This is a genomic window from Mycobacterium sp. ITM-2016-00318, assembly GCF_002968285.2.
Lineage (GTDB): Bacteria > Actinomycetota > Actinomycetes > Mycobacteriales > Mycobacteriaceae > Mycobacterium.
In genome coordinates this window covers 820976-840919 of the sequence record NZ_CP134400.1, presented here as the reverse complement: position 1 = coordinate 840919, position 19944 = coordinate 820976, and the positions used below count along the sequence as shown (strand labels likewise).

General features: G+C 65.3%; 15 protein-coding genes and 2 pseudogenes. 7 read left to right on the top strand and 10 right to left on the bottom strand.

Going from position 1 to position 19944, the window contains the following annotated elements; all coding sequences use genetic code 11:
• The 5 genes from C6A82_RS04135 (at nucleotide 1) to C6A82_RS04115 (ending at nucleotide 4791) form a co-directional block, all read left to right on the top strand.
• On the top strand, nucleotides 1–978 hold the full coding sequence (locus C6A82_RS04135) for an N-acetylglucosamine kinase (protein ID WP_105345450.1): 978 nt from the start codon (nucleotides 1–3) through the stop codon (nucleotides 976–978).
• A gap of 6 nt (nucleotides 979–984) precedes the next feature.
• A complete protein-coding gene (locus C6A82_RS04130) occupies nucleotides 985–1947 on the top strand; it encodes a DMT family transporter (RefSeq protein WP_233216935.1) in 963 nt (320 codons plus the stop codon).
• Nucleotides 1868–2176, top strand: a complete 309-nt coding sequence (locus tag C6A82_RS04125; protein ID WP_105345454.1) for a hypothetical protein — start codon at nucleotides 1868–1870, stop codon at nucleotides 2174–2176. Before C6A82_RS04130 ends, C6A82_RS04125 begins: the two co-directional genes overlap by 80 nt.
• Before the next feature lie 341 nt (nucleotides 2177–2517).
• A complete protein-coding gene (locus C6A82_RS04120; RefSeq protein ID WP_105345455.1) occupies nucleotides 2518–3906 on the top strand; it encodes an alpha/beta hydrolase-fold protein in 1389 nt (462 codons plus the stop codon).
• A 264-nt stretch (nucleotides 3907–4170) separates the two neighbouring features.
• Nucleotides 4171–4791, top strand: a complete 621-nt coding sequence (locus C6A82_RS04115; protein ID WP_105345459.1) for an antibiotic biosynthesis monooxygenase — start codon at nucleotides 4171–4173, stop codon at nucleotides 4789–4791.
• A gap of 7 nt (nucleotides 4792–4798) precedes the next feature.
• Here the strand turns inward: C6A82_RS04115 and C6A82_RS04110 are convergent, their stop codons facing one another.
• From C6A82_RS04110 to C6A82_RS04090, 5 genes and pseudogenes are all read right to left on the bottom strand, one after another.
• On the bottom strand, nucleotides 4799–5557 hold the full coding sequence (locus C6A82_RS04110) for a Mut7-C RNAse domain-containing protein (RefSeq protein WP_105345457.1): 759 nt from the start codon (nucleotides 5555–5557) through the stop codon (nucleotides 4799–4801).
• A gap of 128 nt (nucleotides 5558–5685) precedes the next feature.
• Nucleotides 5686–5969 (bottom strand): annotated as a pseudogene (locus tag C6A82_RS04105) (acetoin dehydrogenase); the annotation flags it as partial.
• A 555-nt stretch (nucleotides 5970–6524) separates the two neighbouring features.
• Nucleotides 6525–8084 (bottom strand): AMP-binding protein, encoded by a 1560-nt coding sequence (locus C6A82_RS04100; RefSeq protein WP_311101674.1) that lies wholly within the window; start codon nucleotides 8082–8084, stop codon nucleotides 6525–6527.
• Nucleotides 8081–8947 (bottom strand): SDR family NAD(P)-dependent oxidoreductase, encoded by an 867-nt coding sequence (locus C6A82_RS04095; protein WP_105341959.1) that lies wholly within the window; start codon nucleotides 8945–8947, stop codon nucleotides 8081–8083. Before C6A82_RS04095 ends, C6A82_RS04100 begins: the two co-directional genes overlap by 4 nt.
• 75 nt (nucleotides 8948–9022) lie before the next feature.
• The gene (locus C6A82_RS04090; RefSeq protein ID WP_105341958.1) at nucleotides 9023–10423 is read right to left on the bottom strand and encodes a wax ester/triacylglycerol synthase family O-acyltransferase; all 1401 of its coding nucleotides are present in this window, start codon (nucleotides 10421–10423) and stop codon (nucleotides 9023–9025) included.
• A 131-nt stretch (nucleotides 10424–10554) separates the two neighbouring features.
• Here C6A82_RS04090 and C6A82_RS04085 point away from each other — a divergent pair, with 131 nt between their 5' ends.
• Entirely contained in the window at nucleotides 10555–12816 is a 2262-nt protein-coding gene (locus C6A82_RS04085) for an alpha/beta hydrolase-fold protein (protein WP_105341956.1), read from the top strand.
• Nucleotides 12817–12951: 135 nt separating this feature from the next.
• Here C6A82_RS04085 and C6A82_RS04080 read toward each other — a convergent pair whose 3' ends face one another.
• The 5 genes and pseudogenes from C6A82_RS04080 to C6A82_RS04060 form a co-directional block, all read right to left on the bottom strand.
• Nucleotides 12952–13539: a GNAT family N-acetyltransferase gene (locus C6A82_RS04080; protein ID WP_311101673.1), complete on the bottom strand. Its 588-nt coding sequence runs from the start codon at nucleotides 13537–13539 to the stop codon at nucleotides 12952–12954.
• Between the two features lie 47 nt (nucleotides 13540–13586).
• Nucleotides 13587–13748 (bottom strand): annotated as a pseudogene (locus C6A82_RS04075) (hypothetical protein); the annotation flags it as partial.
• 664 nt (nucleotides 13749–14412) lie between these two features.
• Complete coding sequence (locus tag C6A82_RS04070) at nucleotides 14413–15570, bottom strand: S9 family peptidase (protein ID WP_233217121.1); 1158 nt, start codon at nucleotides 15568–15570, stop codon at nucleotides 14413–14415.
• A 145-nt stretch (nucleotides 15571–15715) separates the two neighbouring features.
• The gene (fadD6, locus tag C6A82_RS04065) at nucleotides 15716–17479 is read right to left on the bottom strand and encodes a long-chain-acyl-CoA synthetase FadD6 (RefSeq protein WP_105348243.1); all 1764 of its coding nucleotides are present in this window, start codon (nucleotides 17477–17479) and stop codon (nucleotides 15716–15718) included.
• A 21-nt stretch (nucleotides 17480–17500) separates the two neighbouring features.
• Nucleotides 17501–18916, bottom strand: a complete 1416-nt coding sequence (locus tag C6A82_RS04060) for a wax ester/triacylglycerol synthase family O-acyltransferase (RefSeq protein WP_105348279.1) — start codon at nucleotides 18914–18916, stop codon at nucleotides 17501–17503.
• 269 nt (nucleotides 18917–19185) lie between these two features.
• Between C6A82_RS04060 and C6A82_RS04055 the strand changes: the two genes are divergently transcribed.
• Nucleotides 19186–19926, top strand: coding sequence for a 1-acyl-sn-glycerol-3-phosphate acyltransferase (locus tag C6A82_RS04055; RefSeq protein WP_105348281.1), 741 nt, complete (start codon nucleotides 19186–19188; stop codon nucleotides 19924–19926).
• The last annotated feature ends 18 nt before the right edge of the window (nucleotides 19927–19944 follow it).

Here is a 19944-nt window from a genome sequence, read left to right as displayed (position 1 = left end):
ATGGCCCGTTATCTCGGGGTTGACGGCGGCGGCTCGAAGACCGCGTTCGCGCTCATTGACGACACCGGACGCGTCATCGCCCGCGCCACCGCGCCGGCCTCGTACTACTTCAACGACGGCTTCGAGGTCGTCGAAAAATCTCTCGCGCAGGGTGTTACGGACATCTGCACCCAGGCCGACATCAAGCCCGACGATATCGACGCCGCGTTCTTCGGACTGCCCGGCTACGGCGAGGCCAGTGGCGACATCGAACAGCTCAACGCGGTTCCGCGAGGCGTGCTCGGCCACGACCGGTACAGCTGCGACAACGACATGGTGTGCGGCTGGGCCGGCTCGCTCGCCGGCGAAGACGGCATCAACGTCATCAGCGGCACCGGGTCGATGACCTACGGCGAACGCCAAGGCGTCGGCCGACGGGTCGGCGGCTGGGGCGAACTGTTCGGAGACGAGGGTTCGGCCTATTGGATTGCCGCACAAGGGCTCAACGCGTTCTCCCGAATGAGCGACGGCCGCATGCCACACGGCCCGCTGCACGCGATGCTCATGGAGCGCCTCGAGGTCGACGGTGATCTCGACGTCGTCAGCCTGGTGATCGACACGTGGAAGGGCAACCGCAGCAAGATCGCCGCCCTGGCCACCACGATCTGCGAAGCCGCGGACGCCGGCGACGAGGCCTCCCAGCGCATCCTGTCCGCGGCGGTCGACGAGCTCGTCTTGCTGATCGAGACCACCCGGACTCTGATCAAATTCACCGACGAGGAGTCCGTGCCTGTGTCCTACTCCGGCGGCATGTTCAAGCACGAGGGCTATCTCGAACTGTTCGTCACCGCGATGCAGAGCGCTCCCGCCAAGTACGACCTCCAGACTCCGCGGCTCGATCCAGCCGTGGGCGCCGCGCTGTACGCCGCCAAACACAGCGGACATGCACTGAGTGCGGTTGCCATACAACAACTTTCCGAGAACCAATCGACGAGGTGAATGATCATGACTGAAACCACTGCCAAGACGACGCAGACCCGCAGCTGGATCTTCTACGCCGCCCTGCTCATCCTGTTCTGGGGTGTCTGGGGCGCGTTCTCCGCTCTGCCCGCAACGAAGTACGACTACCCCGACGAGATGATCTACAGCATCTGGGCGCTGACGATGCTCATCCCCGCCGCCTTCATCTTGCGCGGCCAGAAGTGGGACCGCCGCCCGGCCGCGACGATTTACGGCCTGCTGATCGGGCTCACCGGCGCAGGCGGCCAGCTGATCCTGTTCCAGGCGCTGACGATGGGTCCGGCGTACCTCATCTTCCCGATCATCTCGATCTCCCCCGCGATCACCGTCCTGATGGCGATGGTGCTTCTGCGCGAACGGCTCAGGCCTCTTGCCGTCGTCGGGCTCGTCTTTGCGCTGACCGCCATCGTGTTGTTCACCATCACCGGCGGCGAGGACGAGGAATCGAAGGGTCCGTGGCTGCTGCTGGCGATCCTGATCTGCGTGGCGTGGGGCGTGCAGGCCTACTTCATGCGTAAGGCCGCGACGATCGGCGTCAACGAAGCCACCACGTTCGGCTGGATGACGATCACCGCGCTGGCGCTGATCCCGGTTGCGCTGATCATGGCCGGCGGCCTCCCCACCGACTTCCCCTGGCAGGCACCCGCATTGACGGCAGGAACCCAGGTGCTCAACGCGGTGGGCGCGCTGTTCCTCGTGATGGCGCTCGCCCGCGGCAAGGCGTCGATCGTGGCACCGACGACGAATGCGCTCGCGCCTGCACTGACCGTCACCATCTCGCTGATCGCTTACCAGACCTTGCCCACGCCGTACGGAGCGATCGGCATCGTCCTGGCGCTCGTCGGCTCGACGCTGATGGTCTACAGCGATGAGAAGCGCGGCGAGGCCCTCACCGAAGCCGTCGTCGCCGATACGCCGACAACCGCCGAACGCCGGACGGTGCAGTGAAACCACCGTCGTCATCATCGGCGCGGGCAGCGTCGAGTTCACCCGCGAACTGCTCGGCGATATCCTGTCGTTCCCGGAGCTGAGCTCGACGCGGGTGGTGCTGCACGACATCGACACCGAGCGACTGCCGGGATTCGCAATGTCCGCTGAAAATCCACCGTCACCGGACCCAGCACCAACTGTCCCTGACGATGACTACCTCCATCTCGGCGTACCGCAATATGGATAGCACCAGGCACCGACACGTCAAGATCGCGCCGAAGTCCCCGCCACGCGTTTACCCCTTGCCAAGCAGGCCGTCAGCTACCCGTCCAATGTCGAGCTGATCGTGATGCCCGATGAAAAGCCACCGCGGCGGATTCGCCGCCGCAGACGATGTTTTGAGATTCCTCCGCTCCCACCTGTAAATCTCAGTCCGCGGTTACAGCGGTTGCGGCATCATTACTTTCGGCAGTCCTCAAAAAGATTGGAAAGGTGCCGCAGTCACCGCCCTATCAGTGCAAACACACCGACAATTCTCGGTCTACGGCTGTGGTACCAGAGCCAGTTGCAACTGAAGGAGGGGTTCGAATGGTCAGAACACATACTGTCGTCGCGGGGGAAACGCTGTCGGCACTGGCGCTGCGCTTCTATGGGGACGCGGAGCTGTATCGGCTGATCGCCACCGCCAGCGGGATCGCTGATCCCAACGTCATCAATGTAGGGCAACGGTTGATCATGCCCGACTTCACGAGATACACCGTTGTCGCGGGAGACACGCTGTCCGGTTTGGCACAGCGCTTCTACGGTGACGCGCAACTGGATTGGCTGATCGCCACCGCCAGCGGGATCGCCGAATCCGCCGCCATCACGGCAGGGCAACGGCTGATCATCCCAGAAATCACGAGATACACCGTTGTCGCGGGAGACACACTGTCCGGTTTGGCACAGCGCTTCTATGGAGACGCCACGCTTTATCCGCTCATCGCCACCGTCAACGGCGTCCCGAATCCCAACTCCATCAACGTCGGGCGGGTCCTGGTCATATTCGTCGGGCGCAGCGACGGGTTCGGCCTGCGGATCGTGGACCGCAATGAGAATGACCCCCGCCTGTGGTACTACCGGTTCCAGACCTCGGCGATCGGCTGGAACCCCGGTGTAAACGTCCTGCTTCCCGATGGATACCGCACCAGCGGTCTCAGATATCCCGTCCTCTACATGTTTCACGGCGGCAATGATGATTTCCGCCAGTTCGACTTTCTGGGTATCCGCAATCTGACCGCCGGAAAGCCGATCATCGTCGTGATGCCCGACGGCGGGCACGCGGGCTGGTACTCCAACCCGGTCAGCTCGTTCGTCGGCCCGAGGAACTGGGAGACTTTCCACATCGCCCAGCTGCTCCCGTGGATCGAGGCGAACTTCCGAACGTTCGCCGAGTACGACGGCCGTGCGGTCTCCGGGTTCTCCATGGGTGGCTTCGGTGCGCTCAAGTACGCAGCCAAGTACTACGGCCACTTCGCCTCGGTGAGCAGCCACTCCGGCCCGGCGAGTCTGCGCCGAGACTTCGGCCTGGTCGTGCACTGGGCAAACATCACGTCGGCGGTCCTGGACCTGGGCGGCGGCACGGTGTACGGCGCGCCGAACTGGGACCAGGCCAGGGTCACCGCCGACAACCCGGTCGAGCGGATCGAAAGCTACCGAAACAAGCGGATCTTCCTGGTCGCCGGTACCAGTCCGGACCCGCTCAACTGGTTCGACAGCGTGAACGAAACACAGGTGCTCGCCGGCCAGCGGGAGTTCCGCGAACGCCTCCGCGAGGCTGGCATCCCGCATGAATCGCATGAGGTCCCCGGCGGCCACGTCTTCCGGTCCGACATGTTCATCCGCGACCTCGACGGCATCATCGCCCGGCTGCGACCTGCCAGCAGTGCTGCATCCGGGAGCGCCGCCGACCCCGACCCGGACGTGGCGCCCGACTAACTGCATCGAGTCGACGATCTCTGTTCTTGCGCGTGAATTCAACTCGCGTCTGGCGGTCGCCGTCACCACCACCTGACCCCAGTAATCATTAGTTGTGCTTGATTGCGAAGGACGTATTGCTCGGGTGCGCAGCGGGTTTCAGCGAATCAGAAATTGCCACAGGTTGACAGCCGCCACCCGTTGCCACGCGTTGCTCGTGGGAGGACGATGAAGTGGTCCGGCGGCGCCGTCGAGACGCTGCCCCACATACAACGGAGGCAGATCATGTATGCACGAAGCACCACAATCCAGGCGCAGCCCACATCTATCGACGCCGGTATTACGCACATGCGCGATAAGGTGATGCCCGCGATCGAGGCCGTCGACGGGTGCGTCGGCCTGTCCTTATTGGTCGACCGGAGGTCTGGCCGCTGCATTGCCACCAGCGCCTGGGAGTCCGAGGAGGCAATGCGCGCGAGCGCGGGGACCCTGCGGCCGATGCGGGATCGGGCCGCGGAGCTATTCGGTGGTGGCGCCCAAATAGAGGAATGGGAGATCGCTGTCATGCACCGCGAGCACCGCGCGGGTGAGGGCGCCTGCGTTCGAGCCACCTGGGTCAAAGTCGATCCGGATCAACTCGACGGAGGCATCGAGTTCTACAAGGCGACCATCATGCCCGCTCTCGAGGAACTAGAGGGATTCTGTAGTGCCAGCCTGCTCGTCGACCGGGCCTCCGGTCGCGGAGTGGCCGCGGCGACCTTCGACAACGCCGAAGCGATCGAGCAGAACAAGGACCAGCTGGACAGGATCAAAGCCACGGGCAGCCGGGACGCAGACGCGGAGGTACTCGACCAGTGCGACTTCGAGTTGGCACTCGCCCACCTGCGTGTGCCCGAGATGGCCTGACCGGGCCTTACGTCGCGTCGCTCAACCGGCAGCGGAGCCGTTCGACGAATTTGACCATCCGTGCATGGTGTGACCCGCGCCAGTAGATCCGGTCACAGTCGGCGCACCGACTGAAATCGGTGTAGTACCTGCGGGTCAACGGTTCGAGGCGATCGACAACCTCTGCCTTCGCAACCCCGACCAGCTCACCGTTGCAGCGCAGGCAGCGGCCGGGCGGCGCGAGCCGGTCACTTAGATCCAGACGCCGTATCACCTCGAGCGTCTGCTCCTCGGGTTCGTCAGAGTGGACGAACACGCCGTGCGTAAGGATGCGGCGCTTCAACAGGGCGCGGTCTCGGGTTAGCAAGATGCGCCGCTGAGTGAGGCTGGTATCAACCAGGGTCTCGTCGTCGGCATCACTCGACCACACCACGTCAAACCCGAGCAGTCGCAGCAGCCACGCCAGTCGACCCAGGTTGACGTCGACGACGAAGCGCGGATCGCGCAGCGGGACCGGACGCAGCCGGGCCGTGGATCCGATGTCGATCGCTTCGAACATCGGGTAGGCGGCGATGCGGTCGCCGGGAGCCGGGCGGTGCGTGAAGTCCTCGGCGTGCCCATTCACCACGATGAGGTCCACCTCGGTGTGCGGAATGCCCATCGCCTCGAGAACGTCTTTGACTGTCTGATGAGTTCGGAACGACCGGCGGACGGTCAGACCACGCGACTCGGGTCGCACGAAGTCGTTGAGCTCGGCGTACGCCCGCACGTCCACGTGGCCTGCCATTCCTCATGGTCTCCCATGGGATCGCTAGCCCGCTACCCCGCAGTGGTAAAAACCCGAAACTGCGGGGAGATCGCAAATTTCGGCGACATTGCGATCTGTCCGCAGTCTCGACGACCTCGGCTGAGCGGTCAGCGCCTGTTGGCCCACGGGAAGAGCCGCCGAACCCCGGTGGCCATGACCTGCTGATTGCCCGACCCGGTGAGCCGCGCCAGCACGTCGAGGGCTTTGGCCTCCCAGCCGATCACCACCCGCGCACGGCCATTGCGCACACCTCGACTATCGTCGCCGCGGCCATCTCCGGCGAATGCAGCGCCAGGTACTTGTCGAAGAACTCCGCGAACGTTGCCGCATCCTCGCCGTCGGAGACCGTCGCATTGCGCGCCACCGCGGTCTTGATGCCGCCGGGATGCACAGCGAGCCGGGGGCCGATCAAACGGGCAGTGCTCCACCGATCATCGAACTACCCGTTGGCTCACCGCCGATCGAGGGCGCCCCCGGTCCCGCCGGCACTCCGGCATCCAACACTCCCCCAACGGCTCCGCCTACTGCAGCCCCCGGTGATCCGAACGGTTCGCCTACCGACTTCGGTCACGGCTGCCGTCCGCTCTGGTGCCCGCGTCCTCCCGACCCGCCGAGCGAACCGCCGATCTTGCCGTGGACCGATCCGTTCTGGCCGCACACTTCCGACTCATGGGAGTCCACTACCGTCCTGCTATCGCCGTGCGTGGCCCCGCCGTCGCCCGATGGTTTACCTCCGGCTTCCCTGCAGTACGGCGGTCAGACGGTCACTCCCGCCTTCGACGGCGGCATGCGGCAATGGGGCTTCTGGTATCTCGGCAACTGGGTCCCATTGTTCGGCCCCGAATGCCAGACTCCGGAGCACCGGGTTCCATGACTCAATCGCAATTCACCCTGTATCGAACAGTTTCCCAGCCTGGCCGCGCCGCGGTCGAGTCGCCCGATGTCGTCAGGGCGCCAGGTCATTCCGGACGACCTTGCCCGCCGGATTGCGAGGAATCTTCTCGACAATCCTGATATCCCGGGGCTGCTCGAAGCGAGACACCCTGTCTTTCAGAAACTTTCGAATCGACTCTTCGTCGACGTCGGCGTCGGGTTGCGGCACGACGAATGCCGCCAGCCGTTGGCCGTAGTCTTCGTCGGGCACGCCGATCACCGCGTTGTCGGCGACGTCCGGATGTGCGGCGAGCGCATTCTCGACCGCGCGCGGGTAGACGTTCTCTCCCCCGGACACGATCATGTCGTCGCCACGGCCGACGATGAACAACCGTCCCACCCGGTCCAGGTAGCCCATGTCGCCGGTGTCCATCATGTCGCCGACGACGTCCTTGCTTTCGCCGCCCGTGTATCCCTCGAACGTCAAGTCGCCGCCGACGAAAACTCGCCCTGTCACCTCCGGACCGGAAACCCCGCCGTGCTCGTCGAGGATCCGCACCGCGCAGCCGACAACGGGCCTGCCCACCGTCTCCGGTGCCTCCTTGAGGTCCATCGGCGTTGCGAGAGAACCGATCCCGACTTCCGAAGAACCGTAACCGTTGTAGATGATGTCGCCGTAGGCCTCCGAGAACCGCCTGGCCAGGCTCGGATCAAGCCGGGCCCCGCTCGATACCACGACTCGTAGCGACGGCAACAGATGTCGCGTTCGTACGTCTTTGTTCAGGTCCAGAATGCGCGCAAGCATGACCGGCACAACAGTCAACGCGTCGGCGCGATGTTGCGAGGCCTGAACCAGTGTGGCTTCGGCGTCGTAGCGCCGACCGGTGAGCACAGTGCCGCCAAGACCCAGGGTTAGCATTAGCATGCCGAACCCCAGGCCGTGAAACATCGGCACCGGAACCGAGATTCGTGACCCGATCCGAAGCCCCGTGCGGTCGAGGATCGATGCGCCGATGCCCAATGCCATCCGGATTTTCGGCTGACGGGGCACGCCTTTCGGTGCGCCGGTCGTGCCGGAGGTCAGCAGGACGATTCGGCCGGCCGCCGCCACAGCAGGCCGCACACCCTCGCGCACATCGACGTCCGCTGCATCGACCACCGTGACCCCGTCGTCCGCGTCACGCACGAGCGGAGCGAACTCGCTGTCACAGACAACCAGTCCGATCCGGTGACTGCGAAGCGCGGCGGCCAGCGACTCGGCCTGGAACTCCGTGTTCAGCAGCACTACGTCGGTTCCGACCATGGCTCCAGCGAAAACAGCGGCGACGAAAGCCCGCCCGTTGCGGCACAGGACTCCGACCGCGTGCCCCGGGCCGCTGCCGCGGAGTTGCAGCTCATCGGCGAGACTCTTTGTGCACAAGAGTAATTCGCGATAGCTGATGTCACCCTCGTCGTCGATCACCGCTGTCCGATTCGGCCAGCGGGCGGCGCCCATCCCCAGCAAGGTCGCTAGGTTCGTGCGCCCGCGGGCAACCTCGCGACCAAGGCGGAGCATCGCCGTCGGCCCGGGCGGCACCATCAGCCGCGAGCGCATCAAGGCCCGCAAGCCCGTCGTCACCAACCGTTCTGTCATCGATCGCGCTCGTCCGAATGCCGAGCGCGCCGCCGCCACCACACCTGCGTCACGCGCTCCACCGGCGTCCGCAGAAGCACCGTAGTCACTTCGGCAGGCCACAACCACCACGGCGCGATCGTCCGAGGTCGTTCGATGATCGCCTTGGCGATGATGTCCGCCGCTTCGTCGGGAGACAGCCCGGGAACGTGGCGCAGACTCTCCGTCGGCTCCATCATCCGGGTATGGATCAGCGCCATATAGATCGACGTGACGTCGATGCCGTCGGCGTGCAACTCCGCTGCGACGCTGCGCAGCCACATGTCGAACGCGCCCTTCGACGCCTGATAGGCGCCCCACCGCGGACCCGGCGGGACGCGGACACCAACGCTCGAGACATTCACGATGTGCCCCGTCCCACGCTCCCGCATCGCCGGCAGCAATCCCAGCAGCAACCAGATGGGACCGAGATAATTGATGCCGATCGTGCGGTGAAAGTCCTGCGGTCGTTCGTACTGGTGATGCAGCGACCGCCGGATGGACTTGCCGGCGTTGCTCACCACGATGTCCGGCGCACCGTGCTCGTCGACGATGCGCTTCGCCAACGCGGTGGCGGCGGCCTCGTCGCTCAGATCGGCGGGATAACTGACTGCGTGCCCGCCGCCCGCGTCGATGTCCCGCACCAGCTCGTCGAGCTTGTCGCCCGACCGAGCCGCCAGCAGCACGGTCGCTCCGGCGCCCGCGAGTTTGCGTGCGGTGGCCTCACCGATACCGAACGACGCGCCGGTGACCAGGACGGTCGCCCCCGACACGGCGTCGCGGAGGCGGTCTGGCGCAGACCCATGCGATGGGTTCACGACTTTGGCGAGGGCCTTCGCCGCCATGCTCACCACGAGGGACTTCCCCAGACCCGTTCTACTCAACCCGCTAGGCCGCAACCCGCTTCCGCTGAAACGGTTTCACCTGCGCACCGGAACCTTGCATTCAAGCAATTCCTCGAGCGCAACATCGAAGTCGTCGGCCAGCCGCCACAGGTCGGGCACCAGGTCCGGGCAGGAGATGACGCCCACATTCAACTTGCCGTCCAGCGACATCACCGTGATGTTGAGCCCGCACCCGTGGAACAGCGGGCCCAGTGGATACATCGCGTCGACTTCGCAGCCGAGGAAGTACAGCGTCGCCTGCGGCCCCGGCACATTCGACACGATGAGGTTGTGCACCGGGTTTCCGATCAGCGATGAGTCCGCGACAAGCCGGAAAACGCCTCCGAACACCGCGCGCGCAGCCAATTGCGCCCAGTCCTGCAACAGCGTCGGGCTGATCGCCGAGCTGTGATTCTTGGCGGCGGCATCCGACCGGGCGATCGCCCGCAACCGATCCGCGGGGTCAGCGATGTGCGTCTCCAGGTTGCAGAACATCCCCGACAACTGGTTGTGCCCCGGCCGGTCGGACCTGTCGTGCACCGACACCGGCACCATCGCCACCAAGGACCGCTCGGGCAGCTCGTCGTGATCGCTCAAGAACCATCGAAGCGTCGACGCGCACAGCGCCATCACTACGTCATTGATCGTGACCTCGAAGCGGTCCTTGACCTTCTTGACGTCGTCCAGGTTCAGCTGGGCCAACGCGATGTTGCGCTCGGCGGTGACCGAAGTGTTGAAACGGGTCGCCGGTGCCGCGAACGGCGCCGCCATGGTCAGGCCGTTGCGCGCACGCCCCAGCGTCTTCGCGACCGTGGCGAGCGTCGTCGGCAGAAGGTTGGCCAACTGCCACGGCCGCGAGGCGAACCTCATCAGCCCACCCGCCGCGATCTGTATCGGACCGGCACCACCCGCACCCTCGACCGGTTCCGGCGGCGGCATGTCGGGCTCGGCGCTGCACAGTTGCGCGAACAGGTTGGCGCCGCTCACCCCGTCCACCGCGGCGTGATGGACCTTGGTCATCACCGCCAACAGTCCACCCGCGCGCGGGTCGGTGTCGGCGATACCGTCGATCACCCACATCTCCCACAGCGGCCTGTCGCGATCCAGTGGCGACGATGCGATGTGCCCGCAGATCTGCGCCAGCTCCCGGCGTCCGCCCGGTGCGGGCAGTTCGATGCGGAGCAGATGGCGATCGAGGTCGAACTCGTCGTCGTCGACCCACACCGGATAGTCCAGGTTGAGCTGGCTGTCGGCCAGCTTTGCCCGGAACTCGGGGATGGCGGCGATCCTGGTGGCCAGGTCGTCGCGCAGCCGATCGAAGGTGTAACCGTCGGGCATCGATGACGTGTCCAATTCGAGGATCGAACAGACATGCAGAGGCTGGTCGGAACTTTCGATGTAGAGGAAACTCGCGTCGAGTCCGCTGAGTCGTTCCATACTCCGATGCTAGGACCAATGGTCATTGATCGAAACCAATTGCACGGAATACCAACAATTTTCGATCACAAACAGAATTGGCCGCCGAAGTTGGGTTACCTACCCGGGTCGACGGCCCATATCGTGAAGTCATGTCATTGGTCGACCTGGCCCTCCTGCCCTTTCGCGTCGGGCGCGGCATCGCCGACGCGGTGTTGAACGGCGTCCGGCCGGACTCGCCCGCACCGCCGTCGGAGCTGTTCGTCGTAGCCGGAATGCCCGAAGGGGTGCCCGCCGCCGCGTTGCGACCCGAGCCCGAACTTCCCGCACCGGCCGGATGGCCGTTCGGCGAGGAGTTTCCGCGCACCTGCGGCACCGGCCGCTTCGCAGGCGGCGCACTGTTCTGGACCGACTTCTTGTACGACGACCATGGTGCCGACGGCGTCCGGCTCAGCCTTCCGGGCGGCGGGGCGCCACCGCGCGGCACGTACACCTATCCCGACGGGCCCGCCGCCCGCAATGGCGCCGACATCTTCCGGGCCGCCGTCGGGCTCACCGAGACCGATACCTGGTGGCGCGTCGACTGGAACACGCTGCTCGACCCGTCCGTGCCCATCGCGCTATTCACGTTCGACACCGACCGCGCGACGACGACCACCGACGAGTGGCCCGCGGGCGCGGGTGTCCGCTCCGCAGGTATCGACCTGGCCCTGCTCGTCTCCGCGGCGGGCGCGCGACTGATCGACCTCACCACGCATGCGTCTACACCGCTTGAGCACACCGTTGACATGTCGGCTCGCTCCTTCGTCGCCCGGGTTCCGCGCTCGTTGGTGGAGCCCACCGGCACCTGGACGATCCGGCTGGCGGCCGGGCTCGCCAACGACGTGGGCGACGGGTTCGAAGGCGTTCCTCTGAGCCGCGGCGCCAAGCCCGGGCAGCCGAACGTCTACAACGTCGCTTTCCGCACCCATCACCAGGAGAAGCCGCACCTGAACTTCTGGTCGGATGCAGCACAGGCCGACGCCCTGGCCGACGGCGACGTGTCCCAGTTCTCGCTGGCCGTCCCGTGGAGTGACCTTGCCGCTCACATAACCACCGAGGAGCCCGTCCTCAGAGGCACCTCGACCCGGTGGTATGTCTCGTCGATCGAGCTGGGACAGGGCGTCGCCGACACCGGGCTGTTGAGCACCGACCCCGTGTTCCTCGGCCGGGTGCAGCCCTACTCGGTGTGTCTTCCCTCGACGTACGCCCCCGGCCGCACATTGCCGCTGACGCTGCTGCTGCACTCACTGGCGTTGGGCCAGAACCAGTTCGCCGCCATCGGACCGCGGCTGTTGCACCAGATCTGCGAGGACCGGGATTCGGTGGTGGTGACGCCGCTGGCGCGCGGTCCGTCGTGCTGGTATCTCGACGAGGGCGAACTCGACCTGTGGGAGGTGTGGGCGCGGGTGGCCGAGCAGTTGGGCACCGACCCCAACCGCACCGTGATCGCGGGCTACTCGATGGGTGGCTACGGGACCTACAGGCTGGCGCTGGCCTATCCGGAAGTGTTCGCCCAGGCGGTCGTGCTGGCCGGCCCACCCGCGTGCGGTGTGAAGTTGCTGCCCGACGTGACCATTCCGGGCAACCTGGATCCGGCCTCGCACTGCGCGCGCGAGGGCGACACCTTGCGGCTGCTCGTCAATGCGCGGTGGCTTCCGTTCGTCATCGCCCACGGCGTTCTCGACCAGTTGGTGCCGTTTTCCTCGGTCTTGTTCCAGGTGCACGAGCTCGACCGGCTCGCCTACCGCTACCGCTTCACCGTCTATCCGACCGAGGACCATATCGGGTGGGTGTTCAAAGACGACTTCGACGATCCGGTGTCGCACATGGGCACCGGGCTGCGGCAGGGCGACCCCGGACACATCACCTTCACGTGGTATCCGCAACTGGTGCGCCATGACCTCGGCATCGGGCCGCACCAGGTCTGGTGGCTGTCAGACCTGACGGCCGACCCGGACATCGCGACCAGGCGAGGGGAAAGGGCCTCCGTCGATGCGAGGTCTCACGCGAGGCCGGACCCCACGCGCACCACGCGGCGTCGTCGCGGATTCGAACCCGATCTCGACCTCACACCCGGGCTGTACACCGAACTGCTCTGGCGCATCGGGCCGGCCGTCGACCCGTTGCCGTCGCTGGCGCTCAATCTCTCTCACGTCGCTGGCCTCACGGTGGATGTCACCAGGGCAGGGCTCGCGCCGTTGTCGACGTCGACCATCAACGTGGTGACCGATACGCTCACGCGGATCAAGCTCGCCGCGCTGCCGCCCGGCACCACGGTGCTGCTCGACGGTCAGCCGACCGGCTCGCCGGTGGCAGTCCCCGTGGGTCAACACACGATCACGTTGCCCCAAACTCCGAGCGTCACCTCATGACGACGGTGATCACATCACACGGCGGGGGCATCAACCGGCGTGCACACCCACTCATGGTCGCGCCAACAAGGACCCGCACTTTTCCGCAGATCTCGGCTGGCCACGAATTGCTCCCGTTGATCCGCGTTTGGCAGTTCAATGGGGCTTGCGCAACATAGGCCAGATGGGGGGCGAAGCGCCGACTTGGATGACGCCGAGTTCCTCGAACCCGTGGGCTGCGTAGAGGCGCTTGTTGCGAGGGTTTGTTGCTTCGAGGTAGGCGGGCAGGCCGTCCCGGTCGCAACGCTCTGCTGCGTGGCGGAGCAGTGCCGAGCCGAGCCCGACGCCCTGCTTCGCCACGTCGACGCCCATCACGGGGAGGTACCAATGGCGTTCGGCGGGATGGTAACCGCCCATCTGCCCCAAGACGCCGAAGACCTCTTCATGGTCGGACTCCGGTACGGCCTCGGCCGCGATGGCGGCCATTGCTTCGCTGTCCGGCTCGACGTCGGGTGGCAGCCACAGGGCGACACCTCCGCAGTCTGCGATCGAGTCGGCTGTATCGGCGGTCAGGGCACTCCCGGCGAATGCCCTGACGAACGGGGGCCAGTACGTGAGGTAGTGACCTGCATCAGGAAGGAACCAGCGAGCGACTGGATCGCTGCTGAACGCGATGGTGAGGGTGGCGATCGCCCTGTCTTCGTCGGTCGTCGGGGTTACCCCGCTCGCCTCCTGTGTCGTCATGCAATGACGGTACGCGGTCGGTCACGTTCCCAATCGCATAGATTCCTCGCACAGCTGAGGCCGTCCTCCAGGCTGGCGATCATCGATGTGAGGTATCCCCCGAGCGAGATGCCGTTCAACCCGATCGGTGAGTCAGCGTCTTGTGACCGGATCCAGGACAACAGCCGCCGGATGTCCCACACCGCCTGAGCGACACCATGGACGTTGTCGAATCGCGCTTAGCGCTGTTCGAACTCCTCCAGCGGCACCGGGGTGGTCATAAAGGGGTGGGCCCGCCTCGGCCATTCGGAACCCCCCGGTCGCCCGCAGCTGAAACCACATCGGTCAGTCGCTCGACCGCGGCGGTCAGCGCCCATAGCGCCTGGGTTTGCCTATTCGATTCGTCGGGTGGGTCGGCATCAGCGGCATGGCGGCCTCCTGTGGGCCGCGTTGTCGTGGACATTCCCGTGGATGCCGCCGCTCGTGCGGTGGATGCTGATTCGGGCCATGACGCGAACAGCCCTCCCCGTTGCTTCTGGGCCGACCCGATGTGGAATCCACATTCGTCCCAGCGAAACGAGGCCCTGCCCTCCGCATCGGGAGATCCAAGGTGCTCACCACGGTGACCGCCGTTGAGCGCGCAGCGTTGCATCGACGCAACCTCTTTGCCGCCCAACCATGTTGCGAGCGACTGTCTGAGCGGCTCGTGCAGGAACACCGTGGCACGGCACTGATCCACGTTCATGGGCTTACCTCATATGGCGATTGCAGGCCCATAGCGTGTCGCGCATCGGGGACCCACGTTCCGTCCCGCGCCCGGCAATATGAAAGTGAAACCCAGTCGTGACATCCTTGCGCGCAGGCAGCTTCAGCGCAGGGAGGCACTAGTCAGCCCTACAGGGTTTCCTGCCCTGCGGCGCCGAGCCCCGACTTCTCCAGCGCACCGTCGATGAATCGCTGTACCGCTCGCGAGCGGAAGAATCCGGTGTGGCTTCCCGGGAACCAGCAGATCTCGGGCCTGTCCCAGTGCTCCCAGAGCCGGGTCGCTTCGTCGCGCGGGTGCACCAACCTGTCGGCGATGCCAGCACATATGAAACGGCCCTGCATCGGCACGCGGGGAGTCAGCCCAAGCGGTGAGATCATGCGGCTGATGGGCTTGGCCGACGTCAACATCTGTTGTAGGTCGAGGTAGTCGCTGACACCGGCATGGCGGGCGACCAGCTCCACCAGATCGGCCAGCGGAATGCTGACGATCGCACAGCTGAGGCCGTCCTCCAAGCTGGCGATCATCGATGTGAGGTATCCCCCGAGCGAGATGCCGTTTAGCCCGATCGGTGAGACAGCGTCCTCTGACCGGATCCAGGACAACAGCCGCCGGATGCCCCACACCGCCTGAGCGACACCATGGACGTTGTCGAGAACATCCTCACTGGGAAACGCGGCACCTTTTGGTAGCCCCCGTGCGCGGGGGCCGTGCATCGGCAGCACGGGTAGCACGACATTCAAGCCGAGAGTCTGATGCAGATGCCAGGCCCGAAACAGCCTGAGATCCAGTGCCGCCCGGCCCATTTCCGCGCCATGCACACATACCAGCCAGGGTCGCGGCTCGCGGTGTCGCAACATCAGGCCGTACTCGCGTGCGTTCGCGCTGTAGCTCAGCCAGCGGTTCCGGCCTGGTTCACTCACAGAAGGCTCGTATTCGCTGTCGAAGAAGATGCGCTCGTAGGTGTGGCCCATACTGCTGACGTTCCTGATGGAAACGTCGGTCAGTGGTGGGGGCGTAACGAAGAACTTCTCAGGCTCCTGAAGCCAACCCTGCCCGCCATAGAACTCAAGTGCCGCGATCACCTCGCGATGTATGCGATCGAGCCGTGTTGCGTCGGGCGCCGAGCGCAGCAGATGGAAGCCCAACAGCACGATTTCGTCGCTCAACGCCTGGGCCGCGAGCGCGAGGGTAGGCCTCGCTACCGGAAGTTCGTCGGGCTGACGATCGAGGTACGTCGCCCACGACCGAGCGTAGAAACCGCCGGTCCGGGTGAACGGCCTCAGCATCTGGGTAAGGGGCAGAGCCCGAATAGCCAAGGGGCTCCGGATGTTTCGCCCCCTGCGGTTGTCATCGTCCGGCGCAATGGCACCAGCGCGCTCGCTGTCCTGCATCTGTCCTCCACATCGCCGTGACGCAGATCTTGCGGCGGTGTCAGCCCGCAGGCCGCTCACCGGTCGCGACTTCGTCGGGGTACTCGTCGTAGTACCGGACGTAGCCTTCGTCGCGACCCTTGAGCACGTAGAGCGGATCGTCGACGTCGGCCCCATAGCCCTGCTCGCGCAGATCGACCTTCTTGGCCTTGACCGTTGCGGTGTGCTCCAGGGAATCGACGACCCGCACGAACAGCGGCAACGCGTAGCCGGGCAGGTGCTCGTACACGGTCTTGGCCAGCGAGGCGCCGTCGAACTCTCTGCCTCCGTCCAGCACCACGGCCGCCATCCCGGCGCGCCCGTCGGCGCCGGGCACCTCCACCCCGAAGACCGTCACCGATTCGACGGCCGGATCGGCGGCCACGGCGGCCTCGACGTCCGTCGTCGCCACGTTCTCCCCCTTCCACCGGAAGGTGTCGCCGAGCCGGTCGACGAACACGGCATGGCGCCAACCCTGCGGACGCAGCAGGTCGCCGCTGTTGAGCCACACGTCACCGTCACGAAAAGCGTTGCGCACCAGTTTCTTCTCACTGGCTTCCGGGTCGGTGTAGCCGTCGAACGGCTGTGATTTCGTGATCTTGCTCAGCAGAAGACCCGGCTCGCCGCGACGCACCTTGCGGACGCGGCCGTCGTCACCGCGAACCGGCTCGCCTGTCTCCTGGTCATATTCGACGAACGCCACCGCGGTAGGGCACATGCCGGCGGTCTTGGGAATGTGGAAGATGTTGACGAATCCGGTGTTGCCTTCGCTTGCCCCGTAGAACTCGAACACCCGCGGGATATCGAAGCGAGCGGTGAACTCCTCCCAGATATCCGGGCGCAGTCCGTTGCCGCCGATCACGCGCACCTTGTTGGTGCGATCGGTGTCCTTCTCGGGCTGGTTGAGCAGATAGCGACAGACCTCACCGATGTATACGAAGGCGGTGGCCTCGTAGTGAGTCACCTCGTCCCAGAACCGCGAGGGCGAAAACGACCGGCCGATAGCGAGTGTGGCGCCGGCGCTGATCACGCCCGACACCGCGACGGTCAGGGCGGTGTTGTGGTACAGCGGCAGGCAGCAGTACAACGTGTCGCTGCGCTTCAACCGCATGCCGAGGGCGCCGGACCCGCCCATCGCCCGCAGCCACCGGTAGTGCGTCATGACGCTGGCCTTGGGTGCTCCGGTGGTGCCGGAGGTGAAGATCAAGAACGCCCTGTCCTTGGCCAATACCGATGACGTCACCCTCGGGTTATCGGTGGGCGCGTCCGCGGCGAGGCGCTCGAATTCGTTCAACGTCAACGTGTCTGCGACATCCGCGCCCGACTCGGCCACCGCCGAGAGCAGGTCGTCCTCGCCGACGAGGACCTTGGCATCCAAGAGCCCGACACTGTGGGCGAGCACGTTGCCGCTTTGCTTGTGGTTGAGCATGCCCGCGATCGCGCCGAGTTTGACCGCGGCGAGCATCAGCAGCACCGGGCTCGGCGAATTGCGCATCATGATGCCCACCACGTCGCCGCGACCGACGCCACGTTCGGCCAGCGTGGCCGCGTAGCGGTTGACGGTGTGGTTGGCGTCGCGGTAGCTCAGCGTTTCGTCGTCGAAGCGGATGAAAATCTGGTCGCCGTAGCGCGCCGCACGTTCTTGAAAGACCCGGCCGATCGACCGCTTGGCTGACCCACGGGCCAGGACTGCCGTGAGCGTGCCCCGCAAAACGACAGGCGCGTCCATGACCAAGGCGGGTAGCCGCGCGATGATGTCGGTCAGCCCGACGGTGTCACCGGCCATTAGCGCCTACCTCCGTCATGGTCATTGACGGCCGCGCCGTCGAGTTTGCCGACGGGAATTCAGACCTGCAGCCTGTTCGAGCTCGCGAAGTGCGGGCTCGATGCCGTCGGCCAGCTCGTCGATGTCCTTGGCGATTTCGGGGGTGGTGACGAAGCCGAAGTCAACGGAATCCCGGTAGCTGAAACAGGTGACGTTGAGCCCGACATCCATCACCAGCGGACCGATCGGAATCAGTGTCTCCAGCACCGCGCCGGCCATGTAGATCGGGAAGTCGGGACCCGGCACGTTGGAGACAACGAGGTTGATCGGGGCGACGTTCGCCCCGAGCCGGGCGGCGGTGTAGGCGCGGGCGGCGAGCGCGAGCACGCCAGGTGGCGCGGTCTCGGTGAAACCCACGACCTGGTTCTCGGTGAGCGCCCGCGCCACTGCTTTAGCGCCCTGAGCGCTGGCATGAATGGCTTCAAGCCGCTGAATTGGATCCGAGACGTCCGTGGGAAGGCTGACCGTCGTCGAGGTGATCTGATTGCCGACCTCATTGTCATCGTCGCGGGTGGATACCGGTATCTGAGCCAGTAGCGGCCGGTCGGGAAGCTCCCCGCGTTCCTTCAGATAGCTGCGCAGCGCCCCGCAAACCATGGCTAGCACCACATCGTTGACCTTCACACCGAACGCGTCCTTGACGGCCTTGACTCGATCCAGCGGAACCCGGCTCCCACTGATGCGCCGGTGCGGCGAGAGCGGGGCGTTGAACCGTGTGGTCGGCGCGTCGAAGTAGCGGGGTGGCTTGTCGGCCAGGCCGATCACCGCCAATTGCTGGCGCACGACTTGCTCGACCATGCGCATCATCCGATAGGGCGTCATCACTGCGAGGTTGAACATCCCACCGATCGCGCGGAGTTCGAATCGCGGGAGGCCGACGCCGACCAGTGACTCCTTGGGCTCCGCCGCGGGCGGCCGCGGTTCGGGCGTCGCGTCGAGCAAGATCTCACTGAGCCCGGCACCCGACACGCCATCGATGAGCGCATGGTGCATTTTGGTCAGTATGGCAACCCGGTCGTTTTCGACGCGGTCGATGAACCACAGCTCCCACAGGGGCCGCGCGCGATCCAGCTTGTACGACATCAACCGCCCGATGAGGTCGTCGAGCTCCTTGCGGCCTCCCGGCGGTGGCACCGCGATCCGGCGGATGTGGAAATCGAGATCGAGATCTTCGTCCTCCACGAACCACGGACGGTCCAGCCCGAGCGGCGCCCCGGCAACTCGATAACGCAGCTGCGGCACTTCGGGCAGCCGATCGGCCAGCAGTTGACGGACCGCATCCAAGGAGAAACCCGGCGCATTCGTCGGGTCGCAGACGACGAGGCCACCAATGTGCATGTGCCAGCCGGGTGTCTCCGCATACCAGAAGGCAGCATCAACGCTCGACAGCCGCTTCATGTTCACCACCGTCCGACGACGCACCACAGAGGTGAGCGGGGGCACGTCGAGATTCTCCCGTTCGAGTGCACGGCTTCCTTGAATATAGCTAAATTAGTAATGATTGGGCAGCTCAATGAGCGGATACCGGCCCACAGGCATGACGAGGCACACTGGGAGGTGGCCAGGGTCACGGAAGAGGGGGACAGGTGGGCGCCGAACAGGAGTCGGTCAAAGCGCAGAGCGCGACCTGGTTGGCACTGCGGGATGCCGCCTATGTCGATCGGCTGATGCCCGTGCTCCGATTGGCGGTGAAGCTGTACTTCCGTTCCGAGGTCAGGGGTTTGGAACACTTTCCCGAAGGCGGCGCGCTGCTGGTGTCGAATCACTCGGGCGGCCTGGTGGCGATGGATGTTCCGGTCATCGCCGTCGCCTTCCATGACTACTTCGGCGGCGAACGGCCCTTTTACATTCTGACCCATGACCTTCTCCTGAGGGGCGGGGCAAAGAACGTGTTGGGCCGGGCCGGATTTCTGCCTGCCAGCCGGGACAACGCGATCGCCGCGCTACAGGCGGGGGCGGTGACACTCGTATTTCCCGGCGGGGATTACGACGTATTCCGGCCATCCGTCAAGGCGAACAAGATCGATTTCGCGGGGCGTAAGGGATACATCCGCACCGCGATGGACGCAGGCGTGCCGATCGTCCCCGTGGTCAGCATCGGCGGACAGGAGGAGTACCTGTTCCTCAGCCGAGGCGAGTGGCTGGCCCGGCTGCTACGCCTCGACAAGCTACTGCGCTTGCGAATCGCGCCGATCATCGTCGGCCTCCCCTTCGGAGTCACCTCCGGCTACATGCCGAACCTGCCGATGCCCGCGAAGATCGTCACGGAGGTGCTCGAGCCCATTCACGTAGAAAGTGAATTCGGAAAAAACCCCGATATCGATCACGTCGACGACGTAGTCCGTGGGCGGATGCAGTCCGCGCTCGACGCGCTGGCTCGTGAGCGAAGGTTTCCGATCATCGGCTGACGATCGCGCCTATTGTGG